General features: G+C 51.9%; 14 protein-coding genes. 11 read left to right on the forward strand and 3 right to left on the reverse strand.

Translation table 11 applies throughout. The annotated features are described in order from the left end of the window. Nucleotides 1–118 precede the first annotated feature (118 nt). From ACOQPU_RS09415 to ACOQPU_RS09425, 3 genes are all read left to right on the forward strand, one after another. The gene (locus tag ACOQPU_RS09415; RefSeq protein ID WP_420644860.1) at nucleotides 119–1,186 is read left to right on the forward strand and encodes a GNAT family N-acetyltransferase; all 1,068 of its coding nucleotides are present in this window, start codon (nucleotides 119–121) and stop codon (nucleotides 1,184–1,186) included. Between the two features lie 269 nt (nucleotides 1,187–1,455). Then, nucleotides 1,456–1,704 carry a hypothetical protein gene (locus tag ACOQPU_RS09420; protein WP_420644861.1) on the forward strand — a complete coding sequence of 83 codons (249 nt, stop codon included), beginning with the start codon at nucleotides 1,456–1,458 and terminating at the stop codon, nucleotides 1,702–1,704. A gap of 101 nt (nucleotides 1,705–1,805) precedes the next feature. Next, nucleotides 1,806–2,270: a hypothetical protein gene (locus ACOQPU_RS09425; RefSeq protein WP_420644862.1), complete on the forward strand. Its 465-nt coding sequence runs from the start codon at nucleotides 1,806–1,808 to the stop codon at nucleotides 2,268–2,270. Between the two features lie 80 nt (nucleotides 2,271–2,350). Here the strand turns inward: ACOQPU_RS09425 and ACOQPU_RS09430 are convergent, their stop codons facing one another. Continuing rightward, the gene (locus ACOQPU_RS09430; protein ID WP_420644863.1) at nucleotides 2,351–3,277 is read right to left on the reverse strand and encodes a 1,4-dihydroxy-2-naphthoate polyprenyltransferase; all 927 of its coding nucleotides are present in this window, start codon (nucleotides 3,275–3,277) and stop codon (nucleotides 2,351–2,353) included. Nucleotides 3,278–3,478: 201 nt separating this feature from the next. Between ACOQPU_RS09430 and ACOQPU_RS09435 the strand changes: the two genes are divergently transcribed. Next, a complete protein-coding gene (locus ACOQPU_RS09435; protein ID WP_420644864.1) occupies nucleotides 3,479–7,399 on the forward strand; it encodes a tetratricopeptide repeat protein in 3,921 nt (1,306 codons plus the stop codon). Between the two features lie 8 nt (nucleotides 7,400–7,407). On the opposite strand, the gene ACOQPU_RS09440 is transcribed toward ACOQPU_RS09435, so the two are convergent. Next, nucleotides 7,408–9,195, reverse strand: a complete 1,788-nt coding sequence (locus ACOQPU_RS09440) for a hypothetical protein (protein ID WP_420644865.1) — start codon at nucleotides 9,193–9,195, stop codon at nucleotides 7,408–7,410. Between the two features lie 332 nt (nucleotides 9,196–9,527). Between ACOQPU_RS09440 and ACOQPU_RS09445 the strand changes: the two genes are divergently transcribed. The 6 genes from ACOQPU_RS09445 to ACOQPU_RS09470 all read left to right on the forward strand — a co-directional run bounded on the left by ACOQPU_RS09445 (nucleotide 9,528) and on the right by ACOQPU_RS09470 (nucleotide 15,914). Next, complete coding sequence (locus ACOQPU_RS09445; RefSeq protein ID WP_420644866.1) at nucleotides 9,528–10,145, forward strand: TetR/AcrR family transcriptional regulator; 618 nt, start codon at nucleotides 9,528–9,530, stop codon at nucleotides 10,143–10,145. Next, the gene (locus tag ACOQPU_RS09450; protein ID WP_420644867.1) at nucleotides 10,117–11,574 is read left to right on the forward strand and encodes an isochorismate synthase; all 1,458 of its coding nucleotides are present in this window, start codon (nucleotides 10,117–10,119) and stop codon (nucleotides 11,572–11,574) included. Before ACOQPU_RS09445 ends, ACOQPU_RS09450 begins: the two co-directional genes overlap by 29 nt. A 50-nt stretch (nucleotides 11,575–11,624) precedes the next feature. Then, a complete protein-coding gene (locus ACOQPU_RS09455) occupies nucleotides 11,625–11,999 on the forward strand; it encodes a four helix bundle protein (protein ID WP_420644868.1) in 375 nt (124 codons plus the stop codon). Next, on the forward strand, nucleotides 11,989–13,812 hold the full coding sequence (gene menD, locus ACOQPU_RS09460) for a 2-succinyl-5-enolpyruvyl-6-hydroxy-3-cyclohexene-1-carboxylic-acid synthase (RefSeq protein WP_420644869.1): 1,824 nt from the start codon (nucleotides 11,989–11,991) through the stop codon (nucleotides 13,810–13,812). The genes ACOQPU_RS09455 and menD overlap by 11 nt, the downstream gene beginning before the upstream one ends. After that, a complete protein-coding gene (locus ACOQPU_RS09465; RefSeq protein WP_420644870.1) occupies nucleotides 13,812–15,371 on the forward strand; it encodes an AMP-binding protein in 1,560 nt (519 codons plus the stop codon). Before menD ends, ACOQPU_RS09465 begins: the two co-directional genes overlap by 1 nt. A 102-nt stretch (nucleotides 15,372–15,473) precedes the next feature. After that, nucleotides 15,474–15,914, forward strand: coding sequence for a hypothetical protein (locus ACOQPU_RS09470; protein ID WP_420644871.1), 441 nt, complete (start codon nucleotides 15,474–15,476; stop codon nucleotides 15,912–15,914). Nucleotides 15,915–15,981: 67 nt separating this feature from the next. On the opposite strand, the gene ACOQPU_RS09475 is transcribed toward ACOQPU_RS09470, so the two are convergent. Continuing rightward, nucleotides 15,982–16,371: a hypothetical protein gene (locus ACOQPU_RS09475; RefSeq protein WP_420644872.1), complete on the reverse strand. Its 390-nt coding sequence runs from the start codon at nucleotides 16,369–16,371 to the stop codon at nucleotides 15,982–15,984. Between the two features lie 123 nt (nucleotides 16,372–16,494). Between ACOQPU_RS09475 and ACOQPU_RS09480 the strand changes: the two genes are divergently transcribed. Continuing rightward, complete coding sequence (locus ACOQPU_RS09480) at nucleotides 16,495–17,931, forward strand: bifunctional folylpolyglutamate synthase/dihydrofolate synthase (RefSeq protein ID WP_420644873.1); 1,437 nt, start codon at nucleotides 16,495–16,497, stop codon at nucleotides 17,929–17,931. The last annotated feature ends 22 nt before the right edge of the window (nucleotides 17,932–17,953 follow it).

A 17,953-nucleotide genomic window follows, 5' to 3' on the forward strand; every position in this document is an offset into this window, starting at 1 on the left:
GCGTATGATTGCAGCCTTAACGATTCACTTTCGTTCACACCCATCATCAACAAGAATCGCTGGTTTTTAGGTGAAAATAGTGTGAAAAATAGGCCTAAAGTCCTATGTGGAGGTTCCTATGAATAGTCTACCGATCAATTTGCCTGAGGTTGAGATACGGCCGTTCCATCCCGACGACGCTTCGCAACAGTACGCCATCGTCTCTGACCCGCGTGTGGCCGAGATGCTGATGCAACTGCCCAGCATGGAGCTGGCCGAAACTGAGCAGTGGGCAACCACAGAAAAACCAGGACGGCATCGTTTGGTGGCAGATTGGAACGGCCGTTTGTTGGGAGCCATCCATCTTTCGCAAAATTTACGCCCCAGAATGCAGCACAGCGGTCGCTTGGGCATGATGGTGCATCCAGATGCGTGGGGACATGGCGTGGGCGGCAAGCTCGTCGCCGCAGCCTTAAATTTAGCCGACAACTGGCTCAATCTAAGCCGCCTGGAGCTGGAAGTGTTTAGTCACAATAGTGTAGCTATTTATCTATATGAAAAGTTTGGCTTTGAGAAAGAGGGCCTGCGGAAAAAGGCAGTATTTGGCAACGGCCGTTTTCTAGACGAATTTGTGATGGCGCGACTCCACGGCAATTTCCCTGGCCCTGCCCAGCCTGCTGCCCCGGCCAAACCACCACCACAAGCTGACTTTACCGCGGACGAAGTCATCATCCGCCCTATGCTCGTCAAAGATATTGATGATTTGTACGCCTGCTTTCGGCATCCATTGGTGGCACGCACCACCTTGCAAATGCCCAGCCAGGAAATCAGTGCTACTCAAAAACGGGTTGAAACCCAGATAAAGGGATTGCATCGCCTGGTTGCAGAGGTCGAAGGCAAAGCGGTTGGCTCTATTACCCTGCACCAATCGAACAATCCCCGCACAGCCCATGCCGCTGGCCTGGGCATGATGGTGCATCCCGCCTACTGGGGCAAAGGCATCGGCAGTCAGCTTATGGCTGCTGTAATTGATTTGGCTGACAACTGGCTCAATATCAGTCGCATTCGCCTGGAAGTCAATGTGGATAATCCCGCCGGGGTACGCCTGTATCACAAATTTGGCTTTGAAATTGAGGGAACGAAACGATGGCACGCTTTTGGCGACGGCCGTTTGGCCGACAGCCACTTCATGGCACGTGTTCGGTAATCAGTAAGGCAGCCACTAAACGCTATCTTTGGCTTTCATCCAAAACGGCCAAAATCAGTATAAAGAAGGTAGTTCGGCGAAACGCCGACAACAGCCTTCCTTGAAGACTATGCCAGAATAGGGGGAAAAATAATCTCAGAAGTTCACTCAAGAAATGCTGGAACACTTGTTCTTTTACCCAATATATGCTACTATATCGGCGGTTTATCGGTATATACAGTGTTCTAACTAAAAACTTCATTGTACTAAAAAGTGGGGAATAATAAATCATGGCACAAAATAAAAAGAAAACTTCAAATAAAATTGCTTCAAAAGCAGCAAAAACATTATCAAATAAAAATGCTTCCAAAACCGCAAAAAGTTTGGCAGCCTCAGCTCTTGCCCAAGCAAAAAGTAATAAACAGACGGGCGCGAAATTAGAAGATTTAGCCTCGACCGTATTAAACAGTTCAAAATACAGTGCTGATACAAAAGCTCTAGCTGGTTCTATTCTGTCGCAATCTAACAAAAAACGTTAAGTATCAACTCGCAATTGGATAGAAAATAAGGATGATAGCCACTTATAAAGGAGTAAAGGGGTTGTCATCTGGAAAACAAATTAATCATAAGGTAACCTAACATGACTTTAATAGATGCTATTTCTGTAATTTCGCTAGTTGTAGGTGCAACATCAATCATATTAGCTGTATTTGCAATGAACTCAGCAAAAAGATCTGAAGAGAAAAGCCTTGAAAATTTCAATAATACACAAGCGATGATGCGAGATTTTTATGATAGGACTAAAGATTTATTGAATGAAATTGACAAAAGGGCAAGCACGACAGAAGCCATTGTAAAGGACAGCCAAGAAAAGCTACTGACAACTATCACAGAAATTGTCAGCGAAACTATACTGCCGCAGAAAGAAGATTTAGGTGAAAAATTGGGATTAATGCTCATGCAGCAGATGGTTTCTGACCCTGATGCAGCCACTCGCACTTTAAATGCTTTAATGCCTTTTGCAGAATTGGGGCAACAAGTTACAAGCAATGATAATAAAAATGAACCAAAGCAAATCAAAAAGCCAAGCCCACAAAAAAAATGAGCGTTTTCAGCATTTGTATTCCTACCAGAAGGGGTCAAATGTGGTATTGTCGTTCCCATCCCACTAACAAACTTAAATCATCACAGAATCAGCCCAAGGCCCAGTAGTAAATTAAAAGCTAGGGCAGAAAGCACCATCTGCTTGAGAAGGGGATTGAGCGCGAGGGGTGAGAAGGTTTGCTGCACGGCCGTTCCATTCCGCACCAGCAGCGGCACAGCCAACAAAAAAAGGAATGCCCAGTAGCTGGCAAAGGTGAGTAAAACATAGAGGGTCGCCAGGAAAACGGCCGTTGCCAACAAACCCCAATGGTAAACCCGCGCTCGTTCTGGCCCCAGCCGCACGGGTATCGAAAATTTACCAGCCAATCGATCCGATTCAATGTCGCGGATGTTGTTGACGTTGAGCACCGCCACCGCCAGCAGACCGCAGCTAGTCGCAGGCAGCAGCAGCGTCCAATTGAGCCGTTGCGCCATCAAAAAGTATGGCCCCAACACCCCCACCCAACCAAAAAAGATAAGTACAAACAAATCGCCCCACCCAGCATAGCCATACGGATTATTGCCAGCCGTGTAATTTACCGCTGCCCAAATGGCCGCGCCACCTAGCAACACAAAAATTAACAAGCCAATTAACCCCTCCGCGCCAAACGACAGCCAAATGAGTGCCAATCCGCTCACGGCAGCAAGACCTGCAAACAAAAACATGGCGCGGCGCATGGTAGCCGCACTAATTTGGCCCGACTGCACGGCTCGCTGCGGCCCTTCCCGCTCCACGTGGTCTGCGCCGTGGATGGAGTCGCCATAGTCGTTGGCCAGGTTGGAGAGAATTTGCAGGAAAACGGCCGTTACCAAACAAAGCGTGGTTATCGGCCAACTGTAAGCCCCATCGGCGGCGGCTAAAAAGGTGCCAAGCACAATGCAAGAAAGTGCCAGCGGCAGCGTGCGCGGACGCATCGCATCCAGCCATGCTTTGCGATTTGTTGGTGCGGGTTGAGGTGTTTGTGCCATGAGCGTGGATTATAGCAAGAGACGGCCGTCCTGCACTTACTAAAAATCGTTTTACTGGGGACTTTCTATACAAAGAAGCGAAGAGACAAAGAGAAAACCTTTGTTCCTTTCTCCCTTTGTTCCTTCGTAATAATCTTCACCATTCCTGATTTGCTATACCTTTGGTAAACTAGCTCAAGAATCAACAACGTGGTCAAAATCATGCACAATCTGGTTCCTCAATTCATTCTTGAACGGCTAGAGCAAGAGAAGCAGCGCGGATCGTTTACGGCCGTTGGCCTCTTTGTGGACGTGTCTGGCTTTACCCAGCTCATGGAAACACTCATGCAGCACGGGCAGCATGGGGCAGAGGTGATGGCCTCGGTAATGCTGGGCATCTTTGAGCCGCTCGTAAAAGTTGTTTTTGAACAAGGCGGCTTTGTGGGGAACTTTGCTGGGGATGCGTTCACAGCCTACTTCCCCATCGCCGCCCCACCAGCGGAAAAACCCGTTGCCCAGCAAGCAATTACGGCCGCCTGGCAAGCCCGACAGCATCTCTGGCAAAACCCAACCAGCCACACCCCGTACGGCGAGTTCCACATGTCGGCCAAGTTTGGCCTGGCACTGGGCGAGGTACAGTGGGGTATCTTGTCCGATGAATCGCAGGAGCGGGCTGCTTTTTATTTTCGGGGAACGGCCGTTGACGGCTGTGCCCTGGCTGAAAAGCAGTGTGAACCAGGGGAAGTGGTGCTAGACGCTCACTTGGCCTCCGCGTTGGCAGAAAATGTTTCGCTGCTGCCCCGCAATCAATTTTTTGTGCTAAACGGCCGTCCCCAAACCATTGCCCCCGCACAACCCATCCCGGATATTCAGCTTAGTCTGCCATTGCTGAGCCGCTTCTTCCCCAGTAACCTCATCACCCAACCGCTGCAAGGCGAGTTCCGCCAAATTGTGAACGTCTTTATCAGCCTGCCTACCGTCCAAAGCGAAGCCGAGATTGCCGCCTTTATGCAGACGGTGTTTGCGCTGCAAGCCCAGTTTGGCAGCGTCACCAGTCGCCTAGATTTTGGCGACAAGGGCTGCACCCTGCTGCTCTTTTGGGGCGCACCGATTGCCCACGAAACAGATATTGAGCGGACCTTGAGCTTTATATTCGCGTTGCGGCAACAAAGCAAACTGCCAATTCGGGCGGGGGTGACGTATCGCGTCGCTCACGCCGGCTTCATCGGCTCACCGCTGCATGAGGAGTTCACCTGCTACGGCAGCGGCGTCAATCTGGCCGCCCGATTCATGATGAAAGCCCCATCTGGTGAAATTTGGGTAGATACGGCCGTCTTCAACCGCGCTCAGCACCAATTCAACCTACAGTTTGTAGACAATTTGCCTTTCAAAGGGTTTGCTGACGAGCAAGCGGTCTACCGCCTGGTGGGAAAACAATGGGACGAGGTCGCACCCATTTTTGCTGGGCAGATGCTGGGACGTGACCAGGAATTGAAGCAATTACACCGATTTGTACGGCCGTTGGCGAACGGCCGTTTCGCTGGGGCTGTCCAAGTAGAAGGGGAAGCGGGCATTGGCAAAAGTCGGCTGCTGCACAGCTTTTTAGACCAACTGGCCAAGTCTGAATATGGCCCGCACCAAGTTTTTCTGTGCCAAACTGACCAGATTTTGCGCCAGTCGCTCAACCCACTGCGCTACTGGCTGCACCGCTACTTTAACCAATCAAATCTAAACGCTATCAATGAAAACAAAGCAACATTCGAGCAAAAATTAGACCAATTGTTGGCCGTTACTCAGCACCCCACCCTGGCGCGTGAACTTGACCGAACCCGCTCCTTTTTGGGGGCGCTGGTCGATTTGCATTGGGAAGATTCACTGTATGAACAGCTAGAGCCAAAAGGCCGCTTTGAAAACACGCTCATCGCCCTGGCCACACTACTCCAAACCGAAAGTTTGCGGCAGCCAGCCTCGCTTATCATCGAAGATGCCCACTGGCTGGATGCCGATTCGCGGCAATTTTTGCAGCAGCTATGGCTCACGATTACGGCCGTTCCCGATACCCATTACCCCCTAGCCATCATCACCACCAGCCGCCCAGAGCAACATGAGAATGCCGAAAAAAGTATCATTCCCCGGCAAACTATTCCGCTGGGGCAATTTACACCAGCCGAGCTTAACCAGTTGGCCACAGGGCTACTTGGCGGCACAATTTCGCCTGATCTGCAAACCTTCTTGGCCAATCGTGGTGAAGGTAATCCATTTTTTACCGAGCAAATAGTCCGCTACTTGCAAGAGCAGAATTTATTGGAAGAAACAGATGAAGGGTGGGCGGTAACGGCCGTTCAGGAAACCGTTCTGCCCCGTGATGTTCATGCGCTGCTGGTGGCACGATTAGATCGCCTGACGGCCAAAGTGAAAAATGGGGTGCAGCATGCGGCCGTTTTAGGTCGCGAATTTGAGGTCCGGCTGCTGGCCCTCATGCTGCAAGATGAGGCTGAGTTTGACAATATTCTCGGCGAGGCCGAGCAAGCCACCATTTGGTCAGCGTTAAGCGAACTGCGCTACTTGTTCCGCCATGCCCTGGTGCGGGATGCCGCCTACAAAATGCAGCTCCGCGCCCGGCGGCGAACGCTGCATCAACTTGCCGTCACCGCCCTGGAAACGCTCTACGCCAGCGACCTCACGCCGCACTACGGCGAGCTAGCTTACCATGCCGAACAGGCCGACCTCACCGAAAAAGCCCGCGACTATCTCCACAAAGCGGGGGATGTCGCCCGTGAGGCGTACCAAAATCATGAAGCACTGGATTATTACGGCCGTTCCCTGGCCTTAACCCTCAACATCGATCTGGAAAGACGCTTCCAATTACGATCCTCCCGCGAAGAAATTTACCATCTGTTGGGCAACCGCGAGTTGCAACGAAACGAAATTGAAAAAATGGCCGACTTAGCCGCTGCCCTCAATGACACCGAAAAGCAAGCAGAAGTGTATGTAGACCTTGCTCGATTTGCCCATATTACGGGGGAGCATGAAGCAGTAATTACTGCTTCGCAAAAAGCAATTGAGCTAGCTCAAAAGATCGATAATTTCAAGATTCATGTCAGCGCCTATATCAACTGGTGCAGAGCCCTTCTTTGGCAAGGAGAATATGATGAGGCAAAAAAGTACGCTAAAAAGGCAATCTCCTTCCTTGAGCAAGCCAATAGTAAAGAAGATGAAGAACAAGTCCTCATTTACTTGGGCAGGATAGAAATGCAGCAGGGCAACTTCGAGAGCGCAGAACAATACTACTTGGAGGGTTTAAGGATATCGCAGAAGATCGGCAATCGGGAATTTGAGGCAAACGTTCAAAATAATATTGGATTGCTTTTTAGCCATCAACAAAAATATATTGGTGCCAAAGAGAACTTTGAACACGCCTTAAAATTGTACCGAGAAATTGGTAGTCGGGAAGGGGAAGGAACTGCCCTCAATAATTTGGGAATTGTTGCCCATATGCTTGGTAAATATGAAGAAGCTTATTTCTATTATGAGCAATCTCTTTTTATTAGCCGCGAAGTAGGTGTGCAGCAAGACGAGGCAATCGCACTCAATAATTTAGGGGAAATATTAGCCAAGCAACAAAAACATGCCGACGCTCAAACCTATTTCACTGAAGCTATCAAACTTGAAAAATCAACCGGAGCACGTTACCTGGAAGCGCATACAATTACAATGCTCGGTTTCACTTTACTAGAATTAGAATTAGTAGCCAAGGCAGAAATAGCTTTTCTAAAGGCACTTTCTCTAAGAACTGAATTAGGTCAGGAGCATTTGAATACATTGCCTAATGTTGGGCTTGCATGCATCAGCCATGCTTCGGGCAAATTAGAACAAGCAAGTTCACAACTAAACAATGTTCTAGACAGCTTGGAATCCACCAGTTTAGATGGCCTGGAAGACCCTTTCAATACATTTTGGATTTGCTTCAGGTTGTTACAGGATATTGACAATCTACGCGCTCAATCCCTCTTACAGAAAGCTAACTCTCTGTTGCTCGCCCAGGCATCAAAAATCCCAGATGAAAACAGTCGGCGTTCTTTTTTGAATAATGTTCCAGAACACCGACTGATTATAGAAACAGCCGCAAATCCACCTATCTAGGCAAATGTTTAAGCAGCAGGATAGGTAACAAATGTATTCTGGGTTGAATTTGTTGCGATGACCTGCCCGCCACTGCTGCCAACATTGCTAAAAGTGTAAGAGCCACTAGTTGATGTTGTAACTGACCCGGTCTGGTTTGTTTGAACACACTTCAAATCCACCGTGGCATTGATGCCATTTGTAATCGTTACTGTAACTGTAACATTGTTTCCGTCGCGAGTGGCTGACAGGGTAAACCTGGCACCATTACTAGTAATTCCACCACTTCCAAGAGGACCTTCATCTGACCAGCCGTAAGAACGGAGAAGTTGCAGCCATTCGGCTGAGTCAATTTTGTTGGGCTTCTTCTTCGTAACCTCCCGAATGTGGGTCAAGAAGGGGACTTCGGCGTAACTGCCCAGAATTTCGTCTAATTGCTTTTGCGTGCCGGTGCCGTCCAAAAACAGGTTCACCAGCTCATTATCATCATTGGGCATGGTGTAGCTGTGGAATTCCTGGTACAGCTTGGACAGGTCATTGCCGCCCTCCATGCCGTTATACTCTCGCTCGTCCGGTACAAAGCCGGGAACGGTTTCTAAAATGACGGTGATGAGCGGCTCAATGGCGGTGACGATGGCTTGCCCGGTCATGGGCTGGGCTTCGCCGCGAATGGCGTATTTGGCCTGTAGAGGATGTTTGGCCAGCCATTTGCGCCAGTTTTCATCCAGCTTGTCACATTCGTGGGCATAAATCACATTTCCATTTTCATCTTTGGCCCGGCGCAGAATATTGGTTTGGATAAACGGCCGTATCTCCGGTATTGGATGCTTATCGGTATCTTCCCGAAAGTGGCTGGACATATCATCATCCAGCATGTCTTGGAAATCCAGCACGATGACAGGGCCAGCCAGCAAGAGGGCATAGGTGTCGCAGAAGATCTCTTCCAGCCAGTTAAGCCGCCAATCGCCTGCATCGATGCCCGCTTTGACAGCATTAGCCAGTAGTTCATCCCTCAGATCATTTTTGCTTTGGGGATGACGGCCGTTCCAATAAAGATGATGCCCAATTTCATGCGGGATGGCTAAATAATCCCGCGAAGGGTGGATGCCATTTTGAATAGAGGCATAGGCTATGCTGATAAGCAGCGCATCGTAATATGGTATCAGCCTGGCCCGAATAGATTTCGCCAGATAGGTAACGACCGTTGTCTCTTCTGGCAAAAAACCTTCATCCACCGCCATACCCAGTGCCATGTTGGCCAACTGATCGGCCATTGACACCGCGCGAGATTGCTGGGTAGAACGGCCAAGCAATCGGCGACGTTGGTTCACCGCATCCTGAATGACGCTCAGATCAAACGAAACCTGGTTCACAATCGTGCGCATCACCGAGCGTGGCGGGCAATCGACCGCCAGGGGCAAATTTTTCTTGCGATAGTAGCCATCCATAAAGAAGTCAAAGCCCTGGTCGGCAAAATTTTTCAGGGCTTCTAGCAGCTTGGCACAGTTATTGATCTGCATCGTCTCCTGCACCAATTGGTAAAAATCCCTAATGGTAAAGTCGCGCAATTCATCAGGAATTTCGGACGGCCGTTCCGAGGCAGATTTCTGCAAAAATTGGCGCGGGGTTTCTTGACCCAAGGCTGACTTGATGGCCTGAAAGGGGGACATCATTGCCGTTGACATTTTATTGGCATTAAATACGGTCAGCACCTCATCACCATGATTTAGCAGCACCTCCTCCACGATGCTTGAGGTTTCAGAAACGGCCGTTTGCAAAGACGCGATTCGCTTTTGCCAATCTTTGGGATCATCCATCAACATCATATTTCTCCTTTGATAATGAACCTCCCACGGGTTTCCGCTCAGGACAGCTTTGGAGATCAAACCTCCGGGAGGTTGGCTTGTGGATATTTGGGGAAGGGTGCCACGTTGCCGTGACTACAGCGTGACACATTGTATCACCATCTTAAAATGAGCGTATGCCAAATTGAGCCTCCCCAAGACGGCCGTTTTGTGCTATTTTCAGGGGTAAAATGAATAGACTGACCAGTCGGTTCAATACAAGACTTCAAAAGTCTTACAAACCAACTTGGCTAACAGTAAAAATAACCAAGACTTTTGAAGTCTAAGTGGGCAACGAGAAAAAAATGAACGAACCCATCACCAAACGCGACCCCGACCAAACCCGCACCCGCATTCTGGATGCGGCACTGAATATTTTTGCCAATAAAGGCTATTACAACACCAAGATGGATGAAATCGTGGACGAGTCCCAAACCTCTAAAGGGTCGATCTACTTTCACTTTCCCAACAAGGAGCGGCTCTTTTTGGCCCTGGTAGACCAGTTTGCCGATCTGCTGGAGCGGCGCGTGACGGAAGCGATCCAGCAAGAAGAAGTGGGCATTAATCGCGTCCGCGTCGCCCTGGAAACGTGCCTGACCACCTTTGGCAAATACCGCCGCCCGGCCAAGCTGCTGCTGGTGCAGGCGGTTGGCCTGGGCACCACCTTTGAAAATAAGCGTAACGAGGTCAACGACCGCTTCGCCGATCTCATTGCCACCTATTTGCAAGAAGCCATCGACGTGGGTGACATCCCGCCAACCGACATTGAAGTGGTCTCCTACGCCTGGATGGGCGCGATTTACGGCGTAATCATCCGCTGGGTGTACACAAGCGAGCCAGAACCGCAGCGGATTATGGAATCATTGCTGCCGGTGCTTTTAAGGAGTGTGGGCTTTGAAACAAAAACAGAGATTGGAAATTAGACCCTTCGACTCCGCTCAGGACAAGGATTGGAGATTAGGAGACGACGAACAATCTCCAATCTCCGATCTCCGATCTCCCCAAAACGGCCGTCTTCTCTCCGTCTCCATCCCAGCATCAGGGGCGGATACGGCCGTCTTCCTGCAACAAGCCCTCGGCCAGGAGCGGTTTTTTTGGAGCGATGCCAACGGAGGTCTGACGCTGGCGGGGTTTGGTATCGCCGCTAATCTCATCGCCTGGGGGGCAGACCGCTTCAACCAAATTCAACAGCAAGTGCAAGAATTATTTGCTGAGGCGGTGATTGATAGTGAGGAACGGCCGTTGGCTGGCCCACGCATATTCGGTGGCTTCTCCTTCATCGACGACTTCACGCCAGACAACACCTGGTCCATTCATTACCCAGCCCAGTTCATCCTGCCCCACTACCAGCTCACTCAGCAAAATGGCGAAAGCTGGCTCACGCTCAATGCCATCTTGCCCCCAGACGAAGCCCCGGACAGTTTGTTGCCGGAGCTGCGGGCGGCACTGGCGGCGTGGTTGGAAGGTTTTTTAACGCAGAGACGTAAAGGCGCAGAGAAAAGTGCCGTCATGCCTGATGCTTTGCGCATTGAGTATCCCATGAGCAAAGCAGAATGGGAGCAGATGATCAATCATGCCACGAAAACCATGCAAAATGGCCCGCTAAACAAAGCTGTCTTGTCACGGGTTTGCGAGATTCGCTATGCGCAAAAGGTGAATGTGGATGGGGCTTTGGCATACCTGAACGCCACCTACCCGGACTGCTACCGCTTTTTGTTTGAGCCACGGCCGTTTCATGCCTTCTACGGAGCTACGCCAGAGCTAATTGTGGGGGTGGACGGCCGTTCCCTCACCACCATGGGTCTGGCTGGCTCAATTGGTCGCGGCAAAACCCCAGCCGAAGACGACGCCCTGGCCCAAGAATTGCTTAACTCCATTAAAAACCAGCACGAACATGCCCTTGTCGTTGCCTCAATCCGGCGGCGACTGGAACCATTAACCAGTGAACTCACCATTCCCAAGCAGCCCAGCATCCTCCAACTGGGCTACATCCAGCATTTGTTTACACCCATTCAGGCCACGCTCAACCAGGCCAACGGCGTCCTTCCGATTCTGCAAAATCTGCACCCCACCCCGGCCTTGGGTGGCCAGCCACGTGAGCTGGCCATACCGTTCATTGGCCAGGCAGAACCCGTGCCGCGCGGCTGGTATGGTGCCCCCGTCGGCTGGCTGGATCACAATCTCGACGGAGCGTTTGGCGTCGCCATTCGCTCCGCCATCACCCAAGACCGCCGCATTTGGCTCTACTCCGGCGCAGGCATCGTCGCCGACTCCGATCCGCAGGCCGAGTGGGACGAAACCGCGCTGAAATTTCGGCCAATGCTCAATGCATTGGGAATGGTTGATGGTTAATGGTAAATTGTTAATGGTTGATGTCGTGTTCATAATTAGGGAGGTTCAAAATGGCTAGAGGACAAGATATTGAGGATCGGCTGATTACGTTTGCGGTGCGAATTGTGACGCTTTGTGACAATTTGCCCAGTTCAAGGACGGGGAATCATTTCGCGGGGCAATTGCTGCGCAGCGGCACCACACCTGCGGCCCATTACGCTGAAGCCAGAAACGCAGAAAGTAACCGAGATTTTATTCACAAAATGAAGCTGGGTTTGAAAGAGCTGAACGAATCCAGAATTTGGCTGCGCATTTTGATGGAAGCAAACATTATGCCTGCGGCCCGACTTCACGAACTGCATCAAGAGTGCGAACAGCTCTGCCGCATTTTCGGTGCCAGCATCACCACCGCCAAAGCGAAACGAGCCACAAAAAATGCCAAATAACCATTTACCATTAACAGTTAACCATTTACCATTTAAAAATCCCAACCTGCGCTTTGCAGCATTATTTGTGGATGGGTTGGCGCAAGCTGGGCTAGAATCTGTAGTTATTTCTCCCGGTTCGCGATCCACGCCGTTGACATTGGCGTTTGAGGCGCATCCAGGGATTGAGACATTTTTGCACATTGACGAGCGGGGTGCGGGTTTTTACGCGCTGGGGATGGCGCTGGCGAGCGACAAGCCGGTGGCGTTGATTTGCACGTCGGGAACGGCCGTTGCCAACTACCTGCCCACCATCATCGAAGCCCAAATGAGCCAGGTGCCGCTGCTCATCCTCACCGGCGACCGCCCCCATGAACTGCGCCACAGCGGGGCGAACCAGACCATCGACCAGGTAAAGATTTTTGGGGACCAGGTGCTGTGGTCGGTAGACATGCCGCTCCCGCAAGAAGATGTGCCGGAGGTTGCACTGAGACACGTACAGACAACGGCCGTTCGTGCCTATGCCACCGCCAACGGCCTGCGCAAAGGGCCGGTGCATGTCAACTTTCCCTTCCGCAAACCACTGGAGCCTTCGGCTGAGGAGATTAGAGCTTGGAGATTAGAGATTGAATCGGCCACCCCAATCTCCAATCTCCAGTCTCCAATCTCTCGCGGCAAAATCATGCCCACAGATGAGCAGCTCGATTGGCTAACGGCCGTTCTCACCCATCACCCACGCGGACTCATCATCTGCGGCCCGCGCTGTCCCGGCGGAGACTTCCCCGCAGCAGTGACCGCCCTCGCCCAACAAACCGGCTACCCGCTCCTCGCCGATCCGCTGTCTGGGGTGCGTTTTTTTAACCGCGGAGGTTTTGATGATGAGGAAAAAAAATCTGCGAAATCTGTGGATAATCTTTCCATTAGCGGCTACGAGACATTTTTGCAGCACAACCCCGGTTGGCCGGAGCCTGAGATGATTGTGCGCTTTGGGCAGGTGCCAACCAGCAAATGGCTCAACGCCTATCTGGACAAAATCCAGCCAGCCATCCGCCTGCATATCCGCGAAAGTGGCGTGTGGGCCGATGACAGCCAGCGCACCACCCATTTTTGGCAGATGAACGAAACGGCCGTTTGTCAAACACTCACCGCCCGCCTGGAAAATCACCAACCCAATCCCACTTGGCACCAAACCATCTACGCCACCGAAAAAGCTGCCTGGGACGCGCTGGAAAGCCAGCTACATCAACATTGGTTCGACGGCCCAGCACTCCCGATTTTGCTAGACCAACTGCCTGAAAACGCCAATATACTCATCGGCAACAGCCTGCCCGTGCGCCATCTGGACCAGTACGGCCGTTCCCGCCCCAAAACGCTCCACATCTTTGGCAACCGAGGCGCGTCCGGTATCGACGGCAACATTGCCACCGGGCTGGGCCTTGCCACAGCGACCAAACGCCCCACCTTCATTGTCGTCGGGGACATCACCGCCCTGCACGATTTAAACAGCCTGCTGCTGGCCCGCCAGACGCCCAACGCCACAATCATCGTGCTCAACAACAACGGCGGCGGCATCTTCCGCCGACTGCCCATCAGTCAGCATGAACCACCTTTTACCGACCGCTTTTTGACGCCACACGGCCGTACCTTTGCCCACGCCGCCGCCATGTTTGAGTTGGACTACATTTTGGCAGAAAATCGGGAATCGTTTGTTGCTGCGGTGGAAACGGCCGTCGCTCACCCCGCCCCCCGCCTCATCGAGCTGCTCACCGATGGCGCGCAGGACGAGCAAATCCGCCGCCAAATCAACCAACTGCTCAAGGAAGGTAACGCGTAATGGAAGACTGGCTCGCCAGCCGGGTACAGGCTACGCCAGACAAGCCCGCCCTCATCATCGGCGAGCGGCACTGGACCTATTCGGAACTCAACCAAATAGTCAACAGCATCTGCGCGCGGCTGCAAAAGGAAGGAGTACAGGCGGGCGATTTGGTTGCTGTGCTGCTGCCCAACGGCCTACCTTACGTTTGTCTGGTACACGCCCTCGCTCGGCTAGGCGCTATCCTCGTCCCCCTTAACGCTCGCCTCACCCCCACCGAACTGCGCTGGCAAATTGAATACGTAGCAGCCAACTGGCTAATCACCAATGACAAACTTGGCCAAGAAGCAAGCGAATGGTTAATGGTTAATTGTCAATTGTTAATGGTTAACCGAGAGTGGTTCGGGCCAACAGCATTAACCATTAACCATTTACCATTTAATATTAACCATTACCAATCCATCGTTTTCACCTCCGGCACTAGCGGCAAACCAAAAGGCGTCATGCTCACTTTTGCCAACCATTTTTGGAGCGCAACGGCCTCGTCTTACCGTCTGGGCGTGAATCCAGAAGAGATTTGGCTGAGCGTTTTGCCACTGTATCATGTCGGCGGGCTGGCGGTATTGTTTCGGAGCTGCTTGTACGGCACGGCCGTTTCCCTCCATCCCCGCTTCGACCCAGAAAAAATTAACCATGACCTCGACACCAACCCCGTTACCCTCATCTCGCTGGTGCCAACCATGCTGCACCGCCTGTTGGCCAGCCGCACCCACTGGCCCGCCAGCCTCCGCCTCATCCTCCTCGGCGGTGCCGCCGCCACCCCAGAGCTGGTGGCGCAAGCCAACGCTTTACCGAGAGCGGTAAACGGTAATCGGTTAGCAGCAATCAGTAATCCGCCCACCGACCACCCACCTCTGGTGGCCACAACCTACGGCCTCACCGAAGCCGCTTCCCAGGTAGCGACCATGCCGCCCGCCGACGCCGCCCGCAAGCCCGGCAGCGTGGGCAAGCCGCTCATGTTTACACGTGTGAAAATTGTGGGGGAGGATGGGATGGAACGGCCGTCCAACGAAATCGGCGAAATTGTGGTAACCGGGCCGACCATCATGGCGGGCTATTACCAAAAGGAGATTAGAGATTGGAGATTAGAAACTAGCCAATCTCCAACCTCCAATCTCCAATCTCCCCACAACAGTATCCACACTGGCGACCTCGGCTATCTGGACGACGATGGCGATCTCTTCCTGGTGCAGCGGCGCAGCGATTTGATTGTGTCTGGGGGGGAAAATGTCTACCCGGCAGAGGTAGAGGCAGTGCTGCGCCAGCATCTACAAGTGAGTGAAGCGTGTGTTGTGGGCATTCCAGATAAGGAGTGGGGCCAGCGCATGGCGGCAATGGTGCAAATCATCCCCAACACAAATGTCTCCGCCCAAGAACTCATCACCTTTTGCCGTCAGCATCTCGCTGGCTACAAAATCCCCCGCCAGATTGAACTGGTAACCCAGCTTCCATTGACAGCTTCAGGCAAAATCGAGCGTAAAGAGGTAGCTGAACAGCTAAGGAGAAAATTTACCAGATAGTCGAAAGATGATATTTATTTGGTTTGCTAAAATAAAAGCGGAAGAAATGGCCCTACTTGTTGTCATAACATTCCCGCTTTAATATTCGGCAGGATAAACAAAATGGATAAAAATAATCGAAACAACACGGTAATAATTATTGTCATCGCATTAGCAGGGTGCTTGCTGCTGCTATGTGGGGCAGTCGTCATCTTCTTTTTCTTCTTCGGTGTCTCTACACCCGTAATGATTGAAGAACCGCCAACCGAAACCACCACGCTTAACGAAGATCAGTTGGAACAATGCCGAGAATTGCTTGCCATTGTGCCAGAGGTAGAGCTTGAAGGGGAATATTATCTGTACACGCCAGGCTTTCTGGATGATTCAATGGAATGCCACCTGCAAGTCCGCGCCGACAGCGTTGAAGATATTTTTGACTTAAGCGTGGTTGATCCCAGCTTGAGCACCACCCAGGAAGTTGCGCCAGGTCGCCACGTTCGGCTAACCATCCAAATGATTGAACCCGGCCTGTATCGCATCGAAGGGGTCTGGTTCCAGACGTAGCCGCCGAAACAAGTAGCCGCGGATTCTTTCCGCGTTTCAAGCCCAGATGCGCGGTAAAAAACCGCGGCTACCCCAGCAGGCCAGTATTAATCAAGCGAAGAGCCACGCCAAAGAGGAACAAGTTACTAAACGCCAGCACCCACTGCCCCCGGTTGGAATCATCCCCACGCAGGGCAGTAAAGTAGATGAACGGCAGAAAAACGACGACAAACGCGCCGTACAGCACATGCACTTCAGGACGCGCCAAGGCTGAGAGACGGCCGTTTACCCACAAAATCACCCCGATCAAAGCCTGCAAAATAAACAGTCCTTGCCCAATCGCGGCTGCACCCAAATAGCTACCGTCCACCGGCAACCCCCGAATCGCACGTACCACCCCCCACACACCAATTGCCAAAAAAAACATCCAGGCCATGTTAGAAAGGCCTTCATGCAGCACAACAACAAATCCCATCATAAACTCCTACTAACGGTGGCTAGTGGTTAGTTTGTTAGTGGTTAGTTTGGTTTGCTTACAACTAACCACCAGCCACTAAAAACCTCTTCCATCAAACGCCACAATTGGTTACAATCGCACCCTATGAACAATTCGGCGACTGACAAAACAAACAACCAAACCGACGCGGCTGAATATGAGCAAGCGTTGGATTATCTTTATAGTTTTATCAACTTCGAGGCCAAAAAACAGGACCGGTACATGGCTAGCAAGCTAGACCATACGCGTCCCGGTCGCCTCATGGACGCGCTAGCCAATCCCCATACGCAGTTTCCCGCCATCCACATCGCAGGTACCAAGGGCAAAGGCTCTACCGCCGCCATCTGCGCCTACACGCTGCGCGCCGCAGGCTATACCGTCGGCCTTTACACCTCCCCCCACCTGCAAGATTTTCGGGAGCGGGTGCGTATTTTAACACCAGATGATGCAGACGGCCGTATTTCCAAGCCGCAATTCATCCACCAAATCAACAACATTCGCGCCGTTGAAGACAAATTTCCAGACATCACCTGGTTTGAAATTCTCACCGCCATCGCCTTCCTGCACTTTGCTGCCGTAGGCGTGGATATTGCCGTTGTTGAAGTCGGTCTGGGCGGGCGACTCGATGCCACCAACGTCCTCACGCCCCTCGTCTCCGTGATCACCCGGCTCAGCTTTGACCACACTGATTTGCTAGGCAACACCCTCACCCAAATTGCCCATGAAAAAGGGGGCATTATCAAAGCTGGCATCCCTGTCATCACCGCCAACCAGGAGCCAGAAGCCGCCCAAGAATTATTAAAAATTGCCACCGAGCGAGAAGTCCCCATTAGCATCGTTGGCAAGAATTGGGAATATGTGGGAGGCGTTGCTGCCCAACCAAATCAGCAAACGCTTACCATTACCCACAGCCCCTTCCCTGAACAAATCCCGCCCGGCAGCCAATTCAGTTTGCCCTTGGGCGGCGACCACCAACTGGAAAACGCCACGGTTGCCCTGGCTGCTCTACAGCAAGTGCAGCCTCACCTTCCTAAGCTCACCCTGTCAACGATACAAGCCGGGCTATCCAGCGTGCGCTGGCCGGGTCGATTAGACATAATCCACCCCGGTGACAAAGCAACGCCCACACTGCTGGTCGATTGCGCCCACAATCCGGATGCCATCCACAAGCTGCGCGACGCCCTGCACCACAGCTTCAATTACAATCGACTCTGGCTCATTTTTGGCGCGCCTGCCGATAAGGATGTGCCCCAAATGTTGGCCGATTTGCTGCCGCTGGCGCACCACACCACCATGACCACTGCCAGCCATCCTCGCAGCGCCACGCCAGAGCAGTTGGCAGAAATAGCAGCAAAATTAGGGTTTGAGGTTACGGCCGTTCCCGACATGGCCACCGCCCTCACCACCAATTGGCAGCAAGCACAACCTGGCGATCTCATCTGCGTAACCGGCTCCATCATCGTCGTTGGCGATTTGCTAAATCAATGGGAAAGTCTACAATCCCAACTGTTGGCACACCAAGTTACGCACCAATCTCTTTAACAGCCACAGACCAGCTACGCTC

The organism is Candidatus Leptofilum sp., from assembly GCF_965223285.1.
Classification (GTDB): domain Bacteria; phylum Chloroflexota; class Anaerolineae; order Promineifilales; family Promineifilaceae; genus Leptofilum.